We start from the raw sequence: 18,978 nt of genomic DNA, 5'->3' as shown, positions 1-18,978 counted from the left end.
CCCGAAGATCCCGTTTTCCGACTATCCGTATGACCGATGTGAATGACGATGCGCCGTCGCAGCCGACGGCGTTCGAGCTCGTGGGCGGTGAAGCCCGCGTGCGCGAAATGGTGGACCGCTTTTACGACCTGATGGACCTCGAGCCCGAGTTCGCGCAGATTCGCGCGCTGCACCCGGCGTCGCTCGACGGTTCGCGCGACAAGCTGTTCTGGTTCCTGTGCGGGTGGCTCGGCGGCCCCGACCACTACATCAGCCGGTTCGGCCATCCGCGGCTGCGCGCGCGGCACCTGCCGTTCCCGATCGCGTCGGTCGAGCGCGATCAGTGGCTGCGCTGCATGGCGTGGGCGATGGAGGATGTCGGATTGCCCGAACCGCTGCGCGAGCGGCTCATGCATTCGTTCTACGATACGGCCGACTGGATGCGCAACCGGCCCGGTTGACCGACCGGTACGCCGCTGCACGCGCGCGGGGCGATCTGCGTCTGGGCGCGCGCACCGCGTGGCGCGACACTGGCCGCTTCCCCAATCGATACGAGGTTTGCCCGATGACGACACAAGCGCTGTTTCGCGAAGACGCGTACCTCACGCAATGCGACGCGGTCGTTCTGGCCGTCGGTGAAGACGGCATCCGGCTCGACCGCACCGTGTTCTATCCGCTCGGCGGCGGCCAGGCCGGCGACACCGGCACGCTGACGCTGCCCGACGGCAGCACGATCGCGATCGCCGATACGCGCAAGGCGAAGTTCGACGGCGCGACCCCCGACGATGCCGTGCACGTGCCCGCACCGGGGCAGGAGGCGCGTGTCGCGGCGCTCGTGCCCGGCTCGCGCGTCGCCGCGGAGATCGACTGGCTGCGCCGCTATCGCCACATGCGCCTGCATACGGCCGCGCACCTGATGTGCGCGGTGCTGCCGTACGCGGTCGACGGCTGCAGCGTGACGGCCGACTATGTCCGTCTCGATTTCGCGACGTCCGACCCGATCGACCGCGACGATGTCGAGCGGCGCCTCGCCGGCCTGGTGGTCGGCGCGCACCCGGTCACGACCGAGTGGATCACCGACGACGAGATGGCCGGGCGGCCGGACCTCGTGCGCACGATGAGCGTGAAGCCGCCGATGGGCCTCGGCCGGGTGCGGCTGCTGCGCATCGAGCATGTCGACCTGCAGCCGTGCGGCGGCACGCATGTGCGCAACACGGCCGAAATCGGCGAGCTGCGAATCGCGAAACTGGAAAAGAAGAGCGCGCGCACCCGGCGCCTCGTCCTGGAGTTTGCATGACGATCGACACCACCCACGCAGGCGCGGCGCTTGATCCGCATGCGCGGGAGATCCTGGATTTCTGGTTCGGCGAGCCGGGCTCGGCCGAATTCGGGCAGGCGCGCAAGGTCTGGTTCAACGGCGGGGCGGCGTTCGACGACGTGCTGCGCACACGCTATAGCGCTTTGCTCGACGCTGCGTGCGACGGCGGATGCGATCACTGGGCAGGTTCGCCGTCGGGTGCACTTGCGTTGATCGTCGTGCTCGACCAGTTCTCGCGCAACATCCATCGCGGTACGCCGCGCGCGTTTGCCGCCGACCCGAAGGCGCTCGCGCTTGCACGTCGCGTGGTCGCGGCCGGCTGGGACGCGCAGTTGCCGAGCGGACATCACCGCGCGTTTGCGTATCTGCCGTTCGAGCACGACGAGTCGGTCGAAAGCCAGCGCGAGGCCGTGCGCCTGTGCGCGGGCATCCGCGACGAGGCAGGCTGCGAAAGCTATCACCGCTTCGCGTTGCTGCATGCGGCCGTCGTCGAGCGCTTCGGCCGCTTTCCGCACCGGAACGCGATTCTCGGACGCGAGTCGAGCGACGAGGAAACGGCGTTTCTTCGCGAGCCCGGTTCGTCGTTCTGAAGATCCGCGCAGTCGCGCGATAAGGGGAGGGGGGCAGCCCCGCAGCCCCTCGGCGTCGCGCGGCCACCGCGTCAGCCGGGCGCGCCGGTCGGCGGCGCGCGTTTCCCGGCGGCTGTTCGCGTGTCAGGCGGCGGTGTTCGCCGTTCCCCGCATGGCATGAGGGGCCGCACGACGGTGCGCCGTGCCGCCATTCGTCACTGCAGGTGCTGCTCGGGCGTGCGCACGTACACGCGCAGCAGTTCGTCGTTGTCGCCCGGGCGCGCGCCCGACCAGAACAATTTCCATTCGCTGCCCGGTGCCGGATCGACGGCCCGCACCCCCTGGACGATCATCCAGGTGCAGCGCGTCGTTTTCGCGTCGTCGATCGGCGTGTGCTGGATGCCGGAGAAGTAGTACAGCATCGGCGCTTCCGATTCGCCGAGCCCGTGCAGGCTCGCCATGCAGTCGCCGTCGTTCCATTCGAGCGCGAGATGCGCGTTCAGGTCGTCGAACACCGAGCGGTAGCTCTTCGCGACGTCGAGCCACGGCAGGAGCAGCGTGTAGATGAGCCCCCATGCGACGAGTGCGCCGGCGCCCCACGACAGGGCGCCGCGCCAGAGGCCCGTCGCGCGCAGCTTCGGCAGCAGCGTGAGCCAGCCGACCGTCAGCACGAGCGCGCCGGTCACGAGCGCGGGTTCGATCGGCATCGTCCAGTCGAGCGGCAGCCAGCGGCCGAGCGGCGCCAGATCCGCGCGCGACGCGGCCGGATCGGCCATCACCGCCCAGATTGCCCAGGCGAGCGCCGCGGCCGTGCCGAACAGGATGCGGCTCAGGTAATCCCACGCGAGATGCAGCCGACGCGGCAGGCGCTCGATGGCCTGCGCGGCGACCAGCGCGAGCGGCGCGAAGAACGGCAGGATGTAGAGCTGGCGCGACGTCGCGGACACTTGCAGCACGGCGAGACCGATGCCGGTGAACAAGACGGGCAGCGCGACGCGCGGCGTCCGCCAGTCGCGCCACACGCCGCGCGCGAGCGCGACGATCGCGAGCGGCGCGACCGGGAAGCCGACGAGCAGGAACGCGCGGAGGATGAAGAACGGCTTGTCGTTTTCCGCGCCCAGTTCGGGGACGGAGAAGCCGAAGAAGCGGCCGACGTTGTTATCCCAGAACCACGTCATGAACAGCGTCTCGGAGCGCATGAACAGCGCGGTCGGCCAGATGAGCGCGAACGGCGCGAACACGAGCGCGGCGATGCCGAGCGCGCGCGCGAACGAGCGGGTGCGGCAGGCCGGATAGAGCACCAGCGCGCCGACGAGCGAGGCCGCGAACACGAGCGGCACGAACAGCCCCTTCGCCATCAGTGCAATGCCGACGCCCGCGCCGAAGATCGGTGCGGCCCAGCGGCCCGACGGCCGGACCGGCAGCCCGTGGCGCATCTGCTGCGCGCGCGCGACGTGCTGCATCACGAGTTCGAGCAGCCCGCTAAAACCGATTGCCGTGCCGGCGAACAGCGCGACGTCGGTCATCATGTCGTGCACGTGCTTGATGACGACGAGCGTGCCCGCGCTCAACACGACGGGACCGATCACGCGCAGGTCGAACCAGGTGTCCGCGCGGCTGGCGACGCGCGCCGTGCGCGCGATGAAGCCGAACGCGAGCGCGGCGAACAGCGCGCTCGCGAGTCGCGCCGCGTCGTGCAGCGGCATCACGCGTTGCAGCAGCCATGCGAGGCTGGTCGCGACCCACGCGTAAAGCGGCGGCTTTTCCATGAACGGCAGGCCGGCATTGGTCGGCACGACGAAGTCGCCCGTCTCGAGCATGTGCTGGATGATGCCGAACGTGTAGGTTTCGTCCTGTTTCCAGGGATCGTGACCGAGGACGCCCGGCAGCACGTACGCGCAGATCAGCGCGGCGACGAACAGCCATGCGCGCCAGCCGAGCAGGAACGAGCGCTCGTGCGTGGTGCTGGTTGCGACGGTCGAGGCGGCGTCGGGCGTGCCGGCGACGTCGAGCGTTGCAGTGAGGTCGGTGTCGGCGGTCGAGCGGGTGTGCTGAGCCGGGGCGGGCACAGACGTGCGTCGCCGGCCGGGCGCTGCGGTTCCGGGCATGGAAAAGATCTCGGGTCGAGTCGAGCCGGTCCTGCGACATGGGCAGGACCGATTAGGGCCACATCAAGGGATAACGGACAGGTGTTGATGACGCCTGTCTGAATGCCCGCTAGTAGACCATGGAATTGTTACGAGAGTTTACTGATAGTGTCACGGAATTGTGGAGATTTGTGGTGTCGTGACGACTGATCCTCTCGGGCGGCGGTTTTTGCTGCGCCGCAGTACGGTATTACCGGCCGCCGCCGACGTCGAGCAGGGCACCCGTCGTGTAGGACGCCGCGTCGCCAAGCAGCCAGACGATCGCTTCGGCGATCTCCTGCGCTTCGCCCGCGCGGCCGAGCGGCGTCGTTGCGCCGAGGCGGGCCGCACGGCCCGGCTGGCCGCCGCTCGCGTGAATTTCGGTCTCGATCAGGCCGGGGCGTACCGCGTTGACGCGCACGCCGTGCGGGCCGAGTTCCTTCGCAAGACCGATCGTCAGCGAATCGACCGCGCCCTTCGAGCCCGCGTAGTCGACGTATTCGTTCGGCGAGCCGAGCCGGGAGGCGATCGATGATACGTTGACGATCGCGCCGCCGCGACCGCCACGGTCGGTGGACAGCCGGCGCGCCGCTTCGCGCGCGCACAGGTACGCGCCGAGCACGTTGGTGTCGAACATCCGCCGCAGCCGGTCGGCCGGCATGTCGGCGAGCGGCATCGACGGCGCGACGATGCCCGCGTTGTTGACGAGCGCGTCGAAGCGACCGAATGCGGCCGTGACGGTGTCGAACATCGCGACGACGTCGGCTTCGTTCGCGACGTCGCCCGCGACGACGCATGCACGGCCGCCCGCGTCGCGGACGGCCTGCGCGGTGAGTTCGGCCGCCGCCGCGTCGCGCGCGTAGTTGATGCCGACGTCCCAGCCGCGCCCGGCCGCGAGCACGGCGGTCGCGCGGCCGATGCCACGGCTCGCGCCGGTGATGAGGACGGCCTTGCGGTCGGACGGTGCGGTCATCGCGTGCGGGTTCCGGTGGCGCTTACTTGGCTGCGTCGGGCGCCCACTTGTCGCGGGCGGGCGGCTGGTAGCGACGCAGTCGCTCGATCAGTTCGACGGGTTCGGATTCGATGCACAGCGCGTCGAAATAAGCCGGACGCATGAAGCCTTCGTCGACCGTATGGCGCAGCAGCGCGATCAACGGATCGTAGAACGAATCGATGTTGTAGACCGCGACGGGCTTGCGGTGATAGCCGAGCTGCGCCCACGTGTAGACCTCGAAGAGCTCTTCGAGCGTGCCGGCGCCGCCGGGCATCGCGACGAACGCGTCGGAGAGGTCGGCCATCATTTTCTTGCGGTGGTGCATGTCGGGCACGACGTGCAGTTCCGACAGCCCCGTATGGCCGACTTCCTTGTCGACGAGCAATTCGGGGATCACGCCGACCGCACGGCCGCCGGCCGCCATCACTTCGTCGGCGATCACGCCCATCAGGCCGACGCGGCCGCCGCCGTAGACGAGCGTGAGGCCCGCATCGACGAGCGCGCGGCCGAATGCGCGCGCGGCGTCGGCATAGATGGGCCGGACGCCGGACGACGAGCCGCAGTAAACACAGACTGCCTTCATTGCTTGGAATCCTTGGCGGGGGCCTGCCCGGTGACGACGGGGCTGTCTGCCGGTCGCGGCGAGCCGTCGCGCGGCGGCAGGTAGTCGGTGAACTGGCGCTTCGGCAGCTTGCCGGAGACCAGGTCGTCGAACAGCTGGCGCGAACGGCCGCGCAGGTACGGCGCCATCACGGAGATCACGTGCATGCTGACCTGATGCAGTTCCTCGCGGATCGCGTCCTGGTCGTTGTACTTGCGCGGATGCATCACGTACTGATACGACAGCCAGTACGTCGAAATGACGGCCATGTTGGTGGCGATGACCTCGATCTCGGCGGGTGTCGCGACCATCTCGGCGTCGGATACGAGCAGCTCGCACATGTCGCGCGCGAAGCGCACCTTGTGGCTGATGATCTGCTTGAAGTGCGTCTCGAGCGTGCGGTTGCGCGCGAGCAGGTCGTTGAGGTCGCGATACAGGAACCGGTAGGTCCACATGAAATCGGCCATGTACTGCAGGTACGACCAGGTTTCGTCGATCGTCGGACGGTGATCTTCGGGAAAGCGCAGCCGCCGTTCGATCTGCTGCTCGAACTGCGCGAAGATGCTGTTGATGATGTCGTCCTTGTTGCGGAAATGGTAGTACAGGTTGCCTGGACTGATTTCCATTTCCTCGGCGATCGTCGTGGTCGTGACGTTCGGCTCGCCGATCTCGTTGAAGAGTTTCAACGACAACTCGAGAATCCGTTCGCGGGTGCGGCGGGGAGGTTTCGCTTCCATGTCGTCCGGCCCTGTGTGTGCCGGACTGGCGGGCGCTGCAATCGATGCTGCGTGATTCGTCCGGCGCGGGTTGCTGTTCTATGTCTAGCGGACGATTATAAACCGGGGTTTCGCCACATCGGGCGCATTTCGTGTGCGCGGCCCCGCACGGCGCATGGTGCAGCGCCGCACGCGGGCGGTGCGCGGCGCGTGCGCCCGGCGCTTGTCTAGAAGCCCAGCCAGTGTGCGACGACCGGGCCGAGCACGAAGGCCCACGTCGTCACGCATGCGAACAGCGCGACCGTCACGGCCGCGCTGCCGAGGTCCTTCGCACGTTTGGAGAGTTCGTGGCGTTCGAGCGAGATGCGGTCGATCGCGGCCTCGACGCTCGAGTTCAGCAACTCGACGATCAGCACGAGCAGCACCGACGCGATCAGCAGCGCGCGCGAGGCGGCCGGCACCGGCGCAAACGCGCCGATCGGGAGCATCAGCGCGGCGAGCGTGAGTTCCTGGCGAAACGCGCTCTCCTCGCGGATCGCGACGCGAAAGCCGTTCAGCGAATGCTTGAGCGCGTACCAGGCGCGCGTGATGCCGCGGTGGCGCTTGTACGGGTTCGGCGGCAGCGGCGTTAGCCGATCGTCGGGGCCGAGCGGCTCGTGCGCATGCACGTCCGCATCGGCATGCGGCTCTTCCTCGTCGAACGGACGGTGCCGTTGCGGCGTGGCGTCGGGGGGCGGGGACTTGTCGTTCAGGTCTCGTTTCAAACGGCGGCACCTTCTGCTGGCGAGTACGCGGTCTTCGGCAGCGGCTTCAGATGCGACGCGAACTGCTCGGACGCCGCGCGCCACGAAAAGCGTTCGGCCCATGCGCGCGCAGTCGCGCGTTCGATCTTCAGCGCTTCGAGGCAGGCTTCCTGCAGGTCCTCGTGCATCGCGCCGGCGTCGCCTTCGCCGAGCACGTCGATCGGGCCCGTCACGGGATACGCGGCAACCGGCGTGCCGCAGGCGAGCGCCTCGAGCAGCACGAGGCCGAACGTGTCGGTGCGACTCGGGAACACGAACACGTCGGCCGCAGCATACACCTTCGCGAGCTCGGCCTGTGACAGCACGCCGAGATAGTTTGCTTCCGGATAGCGCGACTTCAGTTCCGCGAGCGCGGGGCCTTCGCCGGCGACCCATTTCGAGCCGGGCAGGTCGAGGCGCAGGAACGCCTCGACGTTCTTCTCGATCGCGACGCGGCCGACATAGAGGAAGATCGGCCGCGCGGTATTGAGCACCTTCGATTCCATCGGCCGGAACACGTCGAGGTCGACGCCGCGGGTCCACAGCACGACGTTCGTGAAGCCGAATTTCTCGAGATCCTGCTTGACCACCGGCGTCGGCGCCATCACCGCGAGCGACGGGCCATGGAACCAGTGCAGGAAGCGGTAGGTCGCCGCGAGCGGGATGCCGAAGCGCGCCTGCACGTACTCCGGAAAGCGCGTGTGATACGCGGTCGTGTACGGCAGCTTGCGCGAACGTGCATAGCGCCGCGCGGCGAGGCCGAGCGGGCCTTCGGTCGCGATGTGCAGCGCGTCGGGGGCGAACGCGTCGATCCGCGCGCGCAGCTTGCGGTACGGCAGGATCGACAGGCGGATCTCGGGGTAGGTCGGGCAGGGCACCGTGCGGAATTCCAGCGGCGTCAGCAGTTCGACGCGGTGGCCGAGCGCGGTGAGTTCGCGCGACGTGCTCTTCAGCGTGCGCACGACGCCGTTGACCTGCGGTTCCCACGCGTCGGTGACGATCATGATCTTCATCGCGGCAATGTCCTGTAGGTGCGGGGTTGTGTCAGGCAGTGGCCTTGGCCTTGCGCGACGTGGTTTCCGACGGTGCGGTGCGCATCACCGTCCAGTAGACGATCTTCAGTTCGCCTTCCATCGTTTCGACGAGTGCGGACAGGCTCTCGACCCAGTCGCCGTCGTTGCAGTACAGCACGCCGTCGATGTCGCGGATCTCCGCCTTGTGGATGTGCCCGCACACGACGCCGTCGCAGCCGCGGCGGCGCGCCTCGTCGGTCATCACGGTCTCGAACTGCGAGATGAAGTTGACGGCGTTCTTGACCTGGTGCTTCAGGTACTGCGACAGCGACCAGTACTGGAAGCCGAGCCGGCTGCGGATCCGGTTGAACCAGCGGTTCAGCACGAGGATCAGCGTGTAGAGCGTGTCGCCGAGGTACGCGAGCCATTTCGCGTGCTGGATCACGCCGTCGAACAGGTCGCCGTGCACGATCCACAAACGTTTGCCTGCGAGCGTCGTGTGGAACGCCTCGCCGCGCACCTGGATGTCGCCGAACGCGAGGTCGCAGAACTGCCGCGCGCCTTCGTCGTGATTGCCCGGGATGTAGACGACCTGCGTCCCCTTGCGCGCCTTGCGCAGGATCTTCTGCACGACGTCGTTGTGCGCCTGCGGCCAGTACCAGCCCTTTTTCAGTTGCCAGCCGTCGATGATGTCGCCGACGAGGTACAGGTACTCCGAATCGTTGTGGCGCAGGAAGTCGAGCAGGTACGGCGCCTGGCAGCCGCTCGAACCGAGGTGGATGTCGGACAGCCAGATGGTGCGGTAGCGATGCGCGGACGAGTCGGGGTCGTCATGCCGCGTGGCGTGACCGGCAGGCGGTTCTTGCGACACCCGCCCGTCGGTTGCGGCGGAACCGGACAGGAAGGCGGTGGCGGCGCGGGCGCCGAGAGGGTGACGGAACAGGGAGGTCGCAGACGTTTTCTGGCCCATGCATGACTCGCGCCGGTTGACATTACCGGCATTCCGCCATGCGGGCGTGACTGTGCCGTGACAGTCACGAGACGTTCTTATTACGACCGCTGCAAGGTGTTTAGCAGTGAATGTCGGGACGTTGTGTGACCTGCCGTACGGAACGTCCGGCGCTTGTCCGGCAAGGCTGCCGGGCCGGGCGGGTGGGCGCCTCGGCGACGTGCTTTCGTCTGGTGAATGCGGTGCGTCAGCGCTTCAACGCGTCAACGCGGGATGGCGACGACGCGCGTGCGTGCGATCCGGTCGTGCGGAAACTGGCGGCCGGTATGCAGCCGGGCCGCGCCGGCCCACACGACGATCCACGCGGCGGTGAGCGCGAGCGTGACGGGTACCGACAGGCCGAGGAGCGGATGCAGCGCGAGCGGCGGCAGGAACCACAGCCAGCCGAGCGCATAGCGGACGAGCGCGTGGCCCGCGCTCAGCGGTCGGCCGTTCGACGATTCGAGCCGCAGCCGCCATGTCTTCATCGGCAGCGTCTGGCCGCCGTGGGTCCAGAACCAGACGAAGTACGCGCCGACCACGAGCGCGATCCAGGCGGCGAGCAGGTTGTGATGGACGAGGCCGTTGCGTTGCTGCGTCGCGAGGCTGAACGCGAGTCCGGCGAAGAACACCACACCGAACAGCAGCACGCCTTCGTAGAGCAGCGCGGCGAGACGCCGCCGCACGGACGGCGCGGCGGCCGGGGTTTCGGGGGCGCGGGCGTTCGCCACGGCCGCTCAGGAGCCCTTGAACAGCGAGGGGGCGTCCGCGGGCGACACGGGCGCCACGGCGGCCGGCGCGGACGCGGTGCCGGCCGTCGACGACGCGGGCACCGGCTGCGCGGCGGCGGCCGAGACGGGTGCCGGCGCGGTGGCTGCGCCGCTTGCGGCGTGATCGTGCGAATTGACGAGGCGACGGACGTCACGGTCGGCGACGGTCGGCGGCGCGCTGACGACGCTCGGCCGGCGGCGGCGCTCGGCGGCCGCGAGACGTTCCTTCTGCTCCTCGGGGAGTTGCTGGTACGCCTTCCAGGCCCGCTCGCGCGCCTGCGCGGACAGCTCCTTCGCACTCTGGTAGTTCTCGCGCGCGACGCGGCGCTGCTCGGGCGTCATCCGCGCCCATTCGGTCATCCGGTCCTGCAGGCGCTTTTGATCATCGGGCGTCAACTTCGCGAAACGCGACGCGATCTTCAGCCATTTGCGCTTGCGTGCGTCGCTGAAGCCATCCCACTGGTCGGCGAACGGCGCGAGTGCCGCGTGTTGCGCCGGCGTGAGGCGCGCCCAGGACAGCGGGCCGGACGCGGCCGGCAGCGGCAGGGGCAGCGGGGGGAGTTCGGTGGTCAGCCCGGTCGCGGCCGATGCGGGCGCGGCAGGGCTGTTGGCCGCGGCGGTGGGCGTCGCGGGGGCCGGGTGGAATCGTGGGTACGTGGCGACGTAGGAAACGGCGATCGCGATTACGCATCCGAAAAATACGGCCAGGCCGCGCTTCTGACTCACCCGTGCGATCCCCTCGTTATTGTCTGTTAGTGCGCACGCGACAGATACGCGTTGAACCCGTGATCGAGATACGCGTTGAGCGGCAGGTCGTCGCTGAGCATCGCCGCGTCGATGTCGGCGAGTTCGGCGGTGCGCTGCATGTCTTCCCAGTAGGCGATGCCGACGAGCCCCGCGAGCAGCAGCGCCAGCGGCCACGCGCGCAGCAGGCGGCGCGCGAACGACGGGCGGCCGGCCTGCGGGCGGCCCGCGGGCGCCGTGCCGTACGCACCGGCCGCGCCGGCGAAGGCCGGCACGAACACCGGCACGGTCGCGGCTTCGGGCTTCTTGCGCGCGAGCGCAGCCCGGCGGGCGGCGGCCAGACGGTCGGTGGTCGCGGCAGGCAGGTCGGCCGCGCGCTCGTCCAGCGCGCGGCGCACCTTCAGCGCGAATTCGTGTTCTCGATTTGCGGGAGCGGAGCTCATAGCGTGATTCCTTTGGCCTTGAGCGCTTGCGCCAGGGTGTGGGTGGCTCGCGAGCAGTGCGTCTTGACGCTGCCCTCGGAGCACCCCATTGCGGCGGCAGTCTCGGCGACATCCATATCTTCCCAATAACGCATCAGGAACGCTTCCCGTTGACGCGTCGGAAGTTTCTGGATTTCTTCGTCGATCAGGGCCAGAACCTGCTCTCGTTCGAGGCGGTGCTCGCTGCTTTCGACGCCCGCGTTGTCGTCCGCGGATTCGAGGGTTTCGAGCGGGTCGAAGTCGTCGTCGTCGGTGTTGTTCAGCGACGAGAACAGCGTGACCCACGTGTTGCGGACCTTCTGCCGGCGGAACCAGTCGTGGATCGCGTTCTGCAGGATCCGCTGAAAAAGCAGCGGCAGCTCGGCCGCCGGCCGGTCGCCGTACTTCTCCGCAAGCTTGATCATCGCGTCCTGCACGATGTCGAGCGACGCATCGTCGTCACGCACGGCGTACGCGGCCTGCTTGAACGCGCGCCTTTCGACGCCCGCCAGAAAGTCGGCGAGTTCCTTGTCTGATGCCATTCCGTGAAGGTATGCGCTGCGGGCCGCTGCGTGGTGAAAAAGGTCGAAAAATTTCGTAAAACCCGCGGATGCTATCAAATTTTCGTGCCGCTTGGCACCGGGGCGGGCGTCGCACGTTGCGCGCGAGCCGCGGCGGCGGGGTGCCGGGCGGGGCCCATGATGCGCTGCGGGATATTTTGCTTGACGACCCATTCGCGACCCGCTATCGTCAGCGATTCGCAACATGAAGTGATGGTCTCATTTGAGGCTGGCCCAAGAAGCCTGCCCTTCAAACTGGACGCGCCGCTTGAACCCGAGCCACAAGCCCGGCAGAGAGCACCCGATCAATTTTTTGCCGAAAATTCGAAAGGTCAAAATGAACATGCCCAGCGCGGAATTCTCCACGTCGGAACCCCTTTCCCCTCCCGATAGCGACTCCATCGGCGGCACCGTGCTCATGAAGGCACTGGCCGATGAAAACGTCGAATTCATCTGGGGCTACCCCGGCGGCTCGGTACTCTACATCTACGACGAGCTTTACAAGCAGGACAAGATTCAGCACGTGCTGGTGCGCCACGAACAGGCGGCCGTGCACGCAGCCGATGCGTATGCGCGTTCCACCGGCAATGTCGGCGTCTGCCTCGTGACGTCGGGCCCCGGTGTCACCAACGCGGTGACCGGCATCGCAACGGCGTACATGGATTCGATCCCGATGGTCGTGATCAGCGGCCAGGTGCCCACGGCAGCGATCGGTCAGGACGCTTTCCAGGAGTGCGACACCGTCGGCATCACGCGTCCGTGCGTGAAGCACAACTTCCTCGTGAAGGACGTGCGCGACCTCGCGGAAACCGTCAAGAAGGCGTTCTACATTGCCCGCACCGGCCGTCCGGGCCCCGTGCTGATCGACATCCCGAAGGACATCTCGAAGACGCCGTGCCAGTACGAGCCGGTCAAGAGCGTGTCGCTGCGTTCGTACAACCCCGTCACGAAGGGCCATTCGGGCCAGATCCGCAAGGCCGTGTCGCTGCTGCTGACGGCGAAGCGTCCGTACATCTACACGGGCGGCGGCATCATCCTCGCCGACGCGTCGCGCGAACTGAACCAGTTCGCGGACCTGCTCGGCTACCCGGTCACGAACACGCTGATGGGCCTCGGCGGCTATCGCGCGTCGGACAAGAAATTCCTCGGCATGCTCGGCATGCACGGCACCTACGAAGCGAACATGGCGATGCAGCACTGCGACGTGCTGATCGCGATCGGTGCCCGCTTCGACGACCGCGTGATCGGCGATCCGGCGCACTTCGCGTCGCGTCCGCGCAAGATCATCCACATCGACATCGACCCGTCGTCGATCTCGAAGCGCGTGAAGGTCGACATCCCGATCGTCGGCGACGTGAAGGAGGTGCTGAAGGAGCTGATCGAGCAGTTGCAGACGGCCGAGCATGGCCCCGACACCGAAGCCCTCGCGCAATGGTGGAAGGACATCGAGGGCTGGCGCGCGAAGGACTGCCTGAAGTACGACCGCGAAAGCGAGATCATCAAGCCGCAGTACGTGGTCGAGAAGGCGTGGGAGCTGACGGACGGCAATGCGTTCGTGTGCTCGGACGTCGGCCAGCACCAGATGTGGGCGGCGCAGTTCTACCGTTTCAACAAGCCGCGTCGCTGGATCAACTCCGGCGGCCTCGGCACGATGGGCTTCGGCCTGCCGGCAGCGATGGGCGTCAAGATGGCGCACCCGGACGACGACGTGCTGTGCATCACGGGCGAAGGCTCGATCCAGATGTGCATTCAGGAGTTGTCGACCTGCCTGCAGTACGACACGCCCGTGAAGATCATTTCGCTGAACAACCGCTATCTCGGCATGGTTCGCCAGTGGCAGCAGATCGAATACAGCAAGCGCTATTCGCATTCGTACATGGATGCGCTGCCTGACTTCGTGAAGCTCGCCGAAGCGTACGGCCATGTCGGCATGCGGATCGAAAAGACCTCGGATGTGGAGCCGGCGCTGAAGGAAGCGCTGCGCCTGAAGGACCGCACCGTGTTTCTCGACTTCCAGACCGATCCGACCGAAAACGTCTGGCCGATGGTACAGGCCGGCAAGGGCATCACCGAGATGCTGCTCGGATCGGAAGACCTGTAACGGCGCGACGCGCGCCTGGACCGAAGCGGCCGCCTTCACGAAGGGCGGTGCGGCACGCGGCGGCGCGCGGCGCGAGTGAATCGACACGGACACATTCTGGAAGAAGCGAACATGAGACACATCATTTCCGTCCTGCTGGAGAACGAACCGGGCGCGCTGTCGCGCGTGGTCGGTCTGTTTTCCGCACGCGGCTACAACATCGAAACCTTGACGGTGGCGCCGACCGAAGACCAATCGCTGTCGCGGCTCACCATCGTTTCCATTGGCTCCGACGACGTGATCGAACAGATCACGAAGCATCTGAACCGCCTGATCGAGGTGGTGAAAGTGGTGGACCTGACCGACGGTGCACACATCGAACGCGAGCTGATGCTGATCAAGGTACGTGCAGTGGGCAAGGAGCGCGAAGAAATGAAGCGGATGGCGGACATTTTCCGCGGCCGTATCATCGACGTGACCGAAAAGACCTACACGATCGAATTGACGGGCGCGAGCGACAAGCTCGACGCATTCATCCAGGGGCTGGACGCGGGCGCGATCCTCGAGACCGTGCGCACCGGCAGCTCCGGCATCGGACGCGGCGAGCGCATCCTGAAGGTGTGATGCCGACATTGCCAAAGTGGCACGCCGGGTGCGCCGTCATGTCCCGGCCCGCAGTACTCCATCCGAACGAATTGTTGAATTTTTGAATTAGCGAAGGAACCATCATGAACGTTTTCTACGACAAAGACGCTGACCTCTCCCTCATCAAGGGCAAGCAAGTCACGATCATCGGCTACGGCTCGCAAGGCCATGCACACGCGCTGAACCTGAAGGACAGCGGTGTCAACGTGACGGTCGGCCTGCGCAAGGGCGGCGCGTCGTGGAGCAAGGCCGAGAACGCCGGCCTGTCGGTCAAGGAAGTCGCGGAAGCGGTGAAGGGCGCCGACGTCGTGATGATGCTGCTGCCGGACGAGCAGATCGCCGACGTGTACGCGAAGGAAGTGCACGAGAACATCAAGCAGGGCTCGGCGCTGGCATTCGCGCACGGCTTCAACGTCCACTACGGCGCGGTGATCCCGCGCGCCGACCTCGACGTGATCATGATCGCGCCGAAGGCACCGGGCCACACCGTGCGCGGCACGTACTCGCAAGGTGGCGGCGTGCCGCACCTGATCGCGGTTGCGCAGAACAAGTCGGGCGCGGCACGCGACATCGCGCTGTCGTACGCCGCGGCGAACGGCGGCGGCCGCGCCGGCATCATCGAGACGAACTTCCGTGAAGAAACCGAAACCGACCTGTTCGGCGAGCAGGCCGTGCTGTGCGGCGGTACCGTCGAGCTGATCAAGGCTGGTTTCGAAACGCTGGTCGAGGCAGGTTACGCGCCGGAAATGGCGTACTTCGAGTGCCTGCACGAACTGAAGCTGATCGTCGACCTGATCTACGAAGGCGGCATCGCGAACATGAACTACTCGATCTCGAACAACGCCGAGTACGGCGAGTACGTGACGGGCCCGCGCATCGTGACGGAAGAGACGAAGAAGGCGATGAAGCAGTGCCTGACCGACATCCAGACGGGCGAGTACGCGAAGAGCTTCATCCTCGAGAACAAGGCAGGCGCACCGACGCTGCAGTCGCGCCGTCGCCTGACGGCCGAGCACCAGATCGAGCAGGTCGGTGCGAAGCTGCGCGCGATGATGCCGTGGATCGCGAAGAACAAGCTCGTCGACCAGACGAAGAACTAAGCACCGCGTGCTGTTCCGGCCCCTCGAATAGAGGGCCGGTACCAAAAAGCCGCCCGAAGGCAGCAGTGCCCCGGGCGGCTTTTGTTATGCTACGGGCTTTGCAATTCACCGAACACAGAACGAATCCATGAACTATCCTCATCCGATCATCGCGCGCGAAGGCTGGCCGTTCATCGCGATTGCTGCCGTCATCGCGCTGTTGATCCACGCCGTCGGGGGCTTCGGCTTCGCGTGGCCGTTCTGGCTGCTGCTCGTCTTCGTCGTCCAGTTCTTCCGTGATCCGCAGCGCCCGATCCCGGCGCAGCCGAACGCGGTGCTGTGCCCGGCGGACGGCCGCATCGTCGCGGTCGAGACCGCGCAGGACCCGTACGCGAACCGCGAAGCGCTGAAGATCAGCGTGTTCATGAATGTCTTCAACGTCCATTCGCAGCGTTCGCCGGTCGATGGCGCGATCTCCAAGGTCGAGTACTTCCCGGGTGCGTTCCTGAACGCGGCGATCGACAAGGCGTCCACCGAGAACGAGCGTAACGCGGTCGTGATCCAGACGGCGAGCGGCAAGACCGTGACCGCCGTGCAGATCGCCGGCCTCGTCGCACGCCGGATTCTCTGCTACGTGCGCGCCGGCGAGCCGCTGTCGCGCGGCCAGCGCTACGGTTTCATCCGCTTCGGTTCGCGCGTCGACGTGTACCTGCCGCTCGGCAGCCGCGCGAAGGTGTCGATCGGCGAGAAGGTCTACGCGTCGTCGACGATCCTCGCCGAGCTCGAACAGTAAGCGGCGGGGCGCACGATGGCCGCATTCAAACCGCGTCGGCCGCGCAACGGCGCCGGCCAGACGCCACGCCCGTTCCGCCGCAACAAGGGGATGGCCGCCGATCCGGTGCCGATCGAGAGCCGCCGCGCCGCGCGCCAGCGGTTCCTGAAGACGCGCGGCATCTACCTGCTGCCGAACGCGTTCACGACCGCCGCGCTGTTCTGCGGCTTCTTCGCGGTCGTGCAGGCGATGAACGTGCGCTTCGAGATCGCCGCAATCGCGATTTTCGTGGCGATGGTGCTCGACGGGATGGACGGGCGCGTCGCGCGCATGACGCATACGCAGAGCGCGTTCGGCGAGCAGTTCGACAGCCTGTCGGACATGGTGTCGTTCGGTGTCGCGCCCGCGCTCGTGATGTACGAGTGGGTGCTGAAGGATCTCGGCCGCTGGGGCTGGCTTGCCGCGTTCGTCTACTGCTCGGGCGCCGCGCTGCGCCTCGCTCGCTTCAACACGAACATCGGCGTCGTCGACAAGCGTTTCTTCCAGGGGCTGCCGAGCCCGGCCGCCGCCGCGCTGATCGCAGGCTTCGTGTGGCTCGCCACCGACAACCGCGTGCCGATGAAGCTCGGCTGGCTGCCGTGGGTCGCATTCGTGCTGACGATCTATGCGGGCGTGACGATGGTGTCGAACGCGCCGTTCTACAGCGGCAAGGCGCTCGACGTGCGGCACCGCGTGCCGTTCGCGGCGATCCTGCTGGTCGTCGTCGCGTTCGTGCTCGTGTCGTCCGACCCGCCGCTGATGCTGTTCTGCCTGTTCGTGCTATACGGGCTGTCCGGCTACGTGTTCTGGGCCTACATGGCCGTGCGCGGGCGGGCAAACCCCGCGCGCTCGTCGCAGCGCGATCACTGACGCGCGTTCTTTGCCCGGAAACGGCGGCCTCGGGGCCGCCGTTTTCATTTGTCCCCTGTTCGGCCCGGGCTGCCGGAAACCCCGGGTGCCGTCCGATTGCGCACCCAACGGAATGCCGCTATAGTCTTCGGCATGACTGCATTTTCCCGCCTCTCCCTCCTTCTAGCCGGTGCGCCGCTACGCGCGCTAGCTTCGGCGCGCCTGCCGCGCTGACCGTTCCCGCCCTCCGTCAAGCTTCGTCTGTTGTTGAGCGTCGCCAACGGTGGCGCGATCTCGTTACGTTTGACTTCCGTATAAAGAGCCCTGGAGCCCCCCCATGACAGACAAGCTGATCATTTTCGATACGACGTTGCGTGACGGCGAGCAATCGCCCGGCGCGTCGATGACGAAGGAAGAGAAAATCCGCATCGCGAAGCATCTCGAGCGGATGAAGGTCGACGTGATCGAGGCCGGCTTCGCGGCCAGCTCGAACGGCGATTTCGACGCGATCCACACGATCGCCGGTCTCGTGAAGGACAGCACGATCTGCTCGCTGGCGCGGGCCAACGACAAGGACATCCAGCGTGCGGCCGACGCGCTGAAGCCGGCCAACAGCTCGCGGATCCACACGTTCATCGCGACGTCGCCGCTGCACATGGAGAAGAAACTGCGCATGACGCCGGACCAGGTGTTCGAGCAGGCGCGTCTCGCGGTGCGTTTCGCACGCAAGTTCACCGATAACGTCGAATTCTCGCCGGAAGACGGCAGCCGTTCGGACCTCGACTTCCTGTGCCGCGTGCTGGAAGCCGTGATCGCCGAAGGGGCGACGACCATCAACATCGCCGACACGGTCGGCTACGGCGTGCCCGAGCTCTACGGCAACCTCGTGAAGACGCTGCGCGAACGCATTCCGAACTCGGACAAGGCGATCTTCTCCGTGCATTGCCACAACGACCTCGGGATGGCGGTGGCGAACTCGCTCGCCGGCGTGAAAATCGGCGGCGCGCGCCAGATCGAGTGCACGATCAACGGTCTCGGCGAGCGCGCGGGCAACACGTCGCTCGAGGAAATCGTGATGGCCGTGAAGACCCGCAAGGACTACTTCGGCCTCGACGTCGGCATCGACACGACTCAGATCGTGCCGACGTCGAAGCTCGTGTCGCAGATCACCGGCTTCGTCGTGCAGCCGAACAAGGCGGTGGTCGGCGCGAATGCGTTCGCGCACGCATCGGGCATCCACCAGGATGGCGTGCTGAAGGCGCGCGACACCTACGAGATCATGCGCGCGGAAGACGTGGGCTGGACTGCGAACAAGATCGTGCTCGGCAAGCTGTCGGGCCGTAACGCGTTCAAGCAGCGCCTGCAGGAGCTCGGCGTGTCGCTCGACAGCGAAAGCGAACTGAACGCGGCGTTCATGCGCTTCAAGGATCTGGCCGATCGCAAGGCCGAGATCTTCGACGAGGACATCATCGCGATCGTGTCCGAGGAATCGGCGCTCGCACACGAGCAGGAACACTTCAAGTTCGTGTCGCTGTCGCAGCACTCGGAAACGGGCGAGCAGCCGCACGCGAAGGTCGTGTTCGGGGTCGACGGCAAGGAAGTGACCGGCGAGGCGCGCGGCAACGGCCCGGTCGACGCGACGTTCAATGCGATCGAGAGCGAAGTCGGCAGTGGTTCCGAGCTGCTGTTGTATTCGGTGAACGCGATTACGACCGGTACGCAGGCGCAGGGTGAAGTGACTGTCCGGCTGTCGAAGAGCGGGCGGATCGTCAACGGCGTCGGCACCGATCCAGACATCGTCGCCGCATCCGCGAAGGCGTACATCTCCGCGCTGAACAAGCTGCATTCGAAGGACGACAAGGTCAATCCGCAGCGCTCGTAAGCGCCGCGCGT

At 66.7% G+C, this 18,978-nt stretch carries 20 protein-coding genes; 9 read left to right on the top strand and 11 right to left on the bottom strand.

Translation table 11 applies throughout. The features are described 5' to 3' along the window. Positions 1-29 precede the first annotated feature (29 nt). The 3 genes from APZ15_RS16730 (at position 30) to APZ15_RS16720 (ending at position 1,887) form a co-directional block, all read left to right on the top strand. Complete coding sequence (locus tag APZ15_RS16730; protein ID WP_006398765.1) at positions 30-440, top strand: group II truncated hemoglobin; 411 nt, start codon at positions 30-32, stop codon at positions 438-440. Between the two features lie 104 nt (positions 441-544). Further along, on the top strand, positions 545-1,276 hold the full coding sequence (locus APZ15_RS16725; protein ID WP_027786849.1) for an alanyl-tRNA editing protein: 732 nt from the start codon (positions 545-547) through the stop codon (positions 1,274-1,276). After that, the gene (locus tag APZ15_RS16720) at positions 1,273-1,887 is read left to right on the top strand and encodes a DUF924 family protein (protein WP_027786850.1); all 615 of its coding nucleotides are present in this window, start codon (positions 1,273-1,275) and stop codon (positions 1,885-1,887) included. Before APZ15_RS16725 ends, APZ15_RS16720 begins: the two co-directional genes overlap by 4 nt. Before the next feature lie 194 nt (positions 1,888-2,081). Here APZ15_RS16720 and APZ15_RS16715 read toward each other — a convergent pair whose 3' ends face one another. From APZ15_RS16715 to APZ15_RS16665, 11 genes are all read right to left on the bottom strand, one after another. Continuing rightward, complete coding sequence (locus APZ15_RS16715) at positions 2,082-3,974, bottom strand: ArnT family glycosyltransferase (RefSeq protein ID WP_027786851.1); 1,893 nt, start codon at positions 3,972-3,974, stop codon at positions 2,082-2,084. Positions 3,975-4,203: 229 nt separating this feature from the next. Beyond that, positions 4,204-4,965 carry an SDR family oxidoreductase gene (locus APZ15_RS16710; RefSeq protein ID WP_027786852.1) on the bottom strand — a complete coding sequence of 254 codons (762 nt, stop codon included), beginning with the start codon at positions 4,963-4,965 and terminating at the stop codon, positions 4,204-4,206. 22 nt (positions 4,966-4,987) lie between these two features. Then, positions 4,988-5,569 carry an LOG family protein gene (locus tag APZ15_RS16705; RefSeq protein WP_027786853.1) on the bottom strand — a complete coding sequence of 194 codons (582 nt, stop codon included), beginning with the start codon at positions 5,567-5,569 and terminating at the stop codon, positions 4,988-4,990. After that, the gene (locus APZ15_RS16700; protein WP_021161119.1) at positions 5,566-6,324 is read right to left on the bottom strand and encodes a TetR/AcrR family transcriptional regulator; all 759 of its coding nucleotides are present in this window, start codon (positions 6,322-6,324) and stop codon (positions 5,566-5,568) included. Before APZ15_RS16700 ends, APZ15_RS16705 begins: the two co-directional genes overlap by 4 nt. Positions 6,325-6,530: 206 nt before the next feature. Then, the gene (locus APZ15_RS16695) at positions 6,531-7,067 is read right to left on the bottom strand and encodes a diacylglycerol kinase (RefSeq protein ID WP_027786854.1); all 537 of its coding nucleotides are present in this window, start codon (positions 7,065-7,067) and stop codon (positions 6,531-6,533) included. Next, the gene (locus APZ15_RS16690) at positions 7,064-8,098 is read right to left on the bottom strand and encodes a glycosyltransferase family 4 protein (protein ID WP_027786855.1); all 1,035 of its coding nucleotides are present in this window, start codon (positions 8,096-8,098) and stop codon (positions 7,064-7,066) included. The genes APZ15_RS16695 and APZ15_RS16690 overlap by 4 nt, the downstream gene beginning before the upstream one ends. A gap of 31 nt (positions 8,099-8,129) precedes the next feature. Then, complete coding sequence (locus APZ15_RS16685) at positions 8,130-9,068, bottom strand: UDP-2,3-diacylglucosamine diphosphatase (RefSeq protein ID WP_027786856.1); 939 nt, start codon at positions 9,066-9,068, stop codon at positions 8,130-8,132. Between the two features lie 242 nt (positions 9,069-9,310). Continuing rightward, entirely contained in the window at positions 9,311-9,817 is a 507-nt protein-coding gene (locus tag APZ15_RS16680) for an RDD family protein (protein WP_027786857.1), read from the bottom strand. A 6-nt stretch (positions 9,818-9,823) separates the two neighbouring features. Further along, complete coding sequence (locus tag APZ15_RS16675; protein WP_027786858.1) at positions 9,824-10,582, bottom strand: DUF3106 domain-containing protein; 759 nt, start codon at positions 10,580-10,582, stop codon at positions 9,824-9,826. A gap of 26 nt (positions 10,583-10,608) precedes the next feature. After that, positions 10,609-11,043, bottom strand: coding sequence for a DUF3619 family protein (locus tag APZ15_RS16670; RefSeq protein ID WP_027786859.1), 435 nt, complete (start codon positions 11,041-11,043; stop codon positions 10,609-10,611). Next, entirely contained in the window at positions 11,040-11,603 is a 564-nt protein-coding gene (locus tag APZ15_RS16665) for an RNA polymerase sigma factor (RefSeq protein ID WP_027784998.1), read from the bottom strand. Before APZ15_RS16665 ends, APZ15_RS16670 begins: the two co-directional genes overlap by 4 nt. A 355-nt stretch (positions 11,604-11,958) precedes the next feature. On the opposite strand from APZ15_RS16665, the gene APZ15_RS16660 reads away from it, so the two are divergent. The 6 genes from APZ15_RS16660 (at position 11,959) to APZ15_RS16635 (ending at position 18,967) form a co-directional block, all read left to right on the top strand. Further along, entirely contained in the window at positions 11,959-13,722 is a 1,764-nt protein-coding gene (locus APZ15_RS16660) for an acetolactate synthase 3 catalytic subunit (RefSeq protein ID WP_027786860.1), read from the top strand. Positions 13,723-13,833: 111 nt separating this feature from the next. Continuing rightward, positions 13,834-14,325 (top strand): acetolactate synthase small subunit, encoded by a 492-nt coding sequence (ilvN, locus tag APZ15_RS16655; RefSeq protein WP_011352712.1) that lies wholly within the window; start codon positions 13,834-13,836, stop codon positions 14,323-14,325. A gap of 104 nt (positions 14,326-14,429) precedes the next feature. Beyond that, positions 14,430-15,446 carry a ketol-acid reductoisomerase gene (gene ilvC, locus APZ15_RS16650; protein ID WP_021162800.1) on the top strand — a complete coding sequence of 339 codons (1,017 nt, stop codon included), beginning with the start codon at positions 14,430-14,432 and terminating at the stop codon, positions 15,444-15,446. 127 nt (positions 15,447-15,573) lie between these two features. Next, the gene (locus APZ15_RS16645; RefSeq protein ID WP_011352710.1) at positions 15,574-16,218 is read left to right on the top strand and encodes a phosphatidylserine decarboxylase; all 645 of its coding nucleotides are present in this window, start codon (positions 15,574-15,576) and stop codon (positions 16,216-16,218) included. 15 nt (positions 16,219-16,233) lie between these two features. Beyond that, the gene (pssA, locus tag APZ15_RS16640; protein WP_021162801.1) at positions 16,234-17,106 is read left to right on the top strand and encodes a CDP-diacylglycerol--serine O-phosphatidyltransferase; all 873 of its coding nucleotides are present in this window, start codon (positions 16,234-16,236) and stop codon (positions 17,104-17,106) included. 316 nt (positions 17,107-17,422) lie between these two features. Then, complete coding sequence (locus APZ15_RS16635; RefSeq protein ID WP_027786861.1) at positions 17,423-18,967, top strand: 2-isopropylmalate synthase; 1,545 nt, start codon at positions 17,423-17,425, stop codon at positions 18,965-18,967. Positions 18,968-18,978 lie beyond the last annotated feature (11 nt).

The organism is Burkholderia cepacia ATCC 25416 (assembly GCF_001411495.1).
GTDB classification, from domain to species: Bacteria; Pseudomonadota; Gammaproteobacteria; order Burkholderiales; family Burkholderiaceae; genus Burkholderia; species Burkholderia cepacia.
Note: the sequence above shows the minus strand (reverse complement) of the source record. Positions and strands in the feature narration are given on the sequence as shown.

What these genes read in the sequence shown, in the direction of transcription:
- APZ15_RS16730 (WP_006398765.1), top strand. Translation starts at nt 30, where the DNA reads ATGACCGATGTGAATGACGATGCGCCGTCGCAGCCGACGGCGTTCGAG.
- APZ15_RS16725 (WP_027786849.1), top strand. Translation starts at nt 545, where the DNA reads ATGACGACACAAGCGCTGTTTCGCGAAGACGCGTACCTCACGCAATGC.
- APZ15_RS16720 (WP_027786850.1), top strand. Translation starts at nt 1,273, where the DNA reads ATGACGATCGACACCACCCACGCAGGCGCGGCGCTTGATCCGCATGCG.
- APZ15_RS16715 (WP_027786851.1), bottom strand. Translation starts at nt 3,974, where the DNA reads ATGCCCGGAACCGCAGCGCCCGGCCGGCGACGCACGTCTGTGCCCGCC.
- APZ15_RS16710 (WP_027786852.1), bottom strand. Translation starts at nt 4,965, where the DNA reads ATGACCGCACCGTCCGACCGCAAGGCCGTCCTCATCACCGGCGCGAGC.
- APZ15_RS16705 (WP_027786853.1), bottom strand. Translation starts at nt 5,569, where the DNA reads ATGAAGGCAGTCTGTGTTTACTGCGGCTCGTCGTCCGGCGTCCGGCCC.
- APZ15_RS16700 (WP_021161119.1), bottom strand. Translation starts at nt 6,324, where the DNA reads ATGGAAGCGAAACCTCCCCGCCGCACCCGCGAACGGATTCTCGAGTTG.
- APZ15_RS16690 (WP_027786855.1), bottom strand. Translation starts at nt 8,098, where the DNA reads ATGAAGATCATGATCGTCACCGACGCGTGGGAACCGCAGGTCAACGGC.
- APZ15_RS16685 (WP_027786856.1), bottom strand. Translation starts at nt 9,068, where the DNA reads ATGGGCCAGAAAACGTCTGCGACCTCCCTGTTCCGTCACCCTCTCGGC.
- APZ15_RS16670 (WP_027786859.1), bottom strand. Translation starts at nt 11,043, where the DNA reads ATGAGCTCCGCTCCCGCAAATCGAGAACACGAATTCGCGCTGAAGGTG.
- APZ15_RS16665 (WP_027784998.1), bottom strand. Translation starts at nt 11,603, where the DNA reads ATGGCATCAGACAAGGAACTCGCCGACTTTCTGGCGGGCGTCGAAAGG.
- APZ15_RS16660 (WP_027786860.1), top strand. Translation starts at nt 11,959, where the DNA reads ATGAACATGCCCAGCGCGGAATTCTCCACGTCGGAACCCCTTTCCCCT.
- ilvN (WP_011352712.1), top strand. Translation starts at nt 13,834, where the DNA reads ATGAGACACATCATTTCCGTCCTGCTGGAGAACGAACCGGGCGCGCTG.
- ilvC (WP_021162800.1), top strand. Translation starts at nt 14,430, where the DNA reads ATGAACGTTTTCTACGACAAAGACGCTGACCTCTCCCTCATCAAGGGC.
- APZ15_RS16645 (WP_011352710.1), top strand. Translation starts at nt 15,574, where the DNA reads ATGAACTATCCTCATCCGATCATCGCGCGCGAAGGCTGGCCGTTCATC.
- pssA (WP_021162801.1), top strand. Translation starts at nt 16,234, where the DNA reads ATGGCCGCATTCAAACCGCGTCGGCCGCGCAACGGCGCCGGCCAGACG.
- APZ15_RS16635 (WP_027786861.1), top strand. Translation starts at nt 17,423, where the DNA reads ATGACAGACAAGCTGATCATTTTCGATACGACGTTGCGTGACGGCGAG.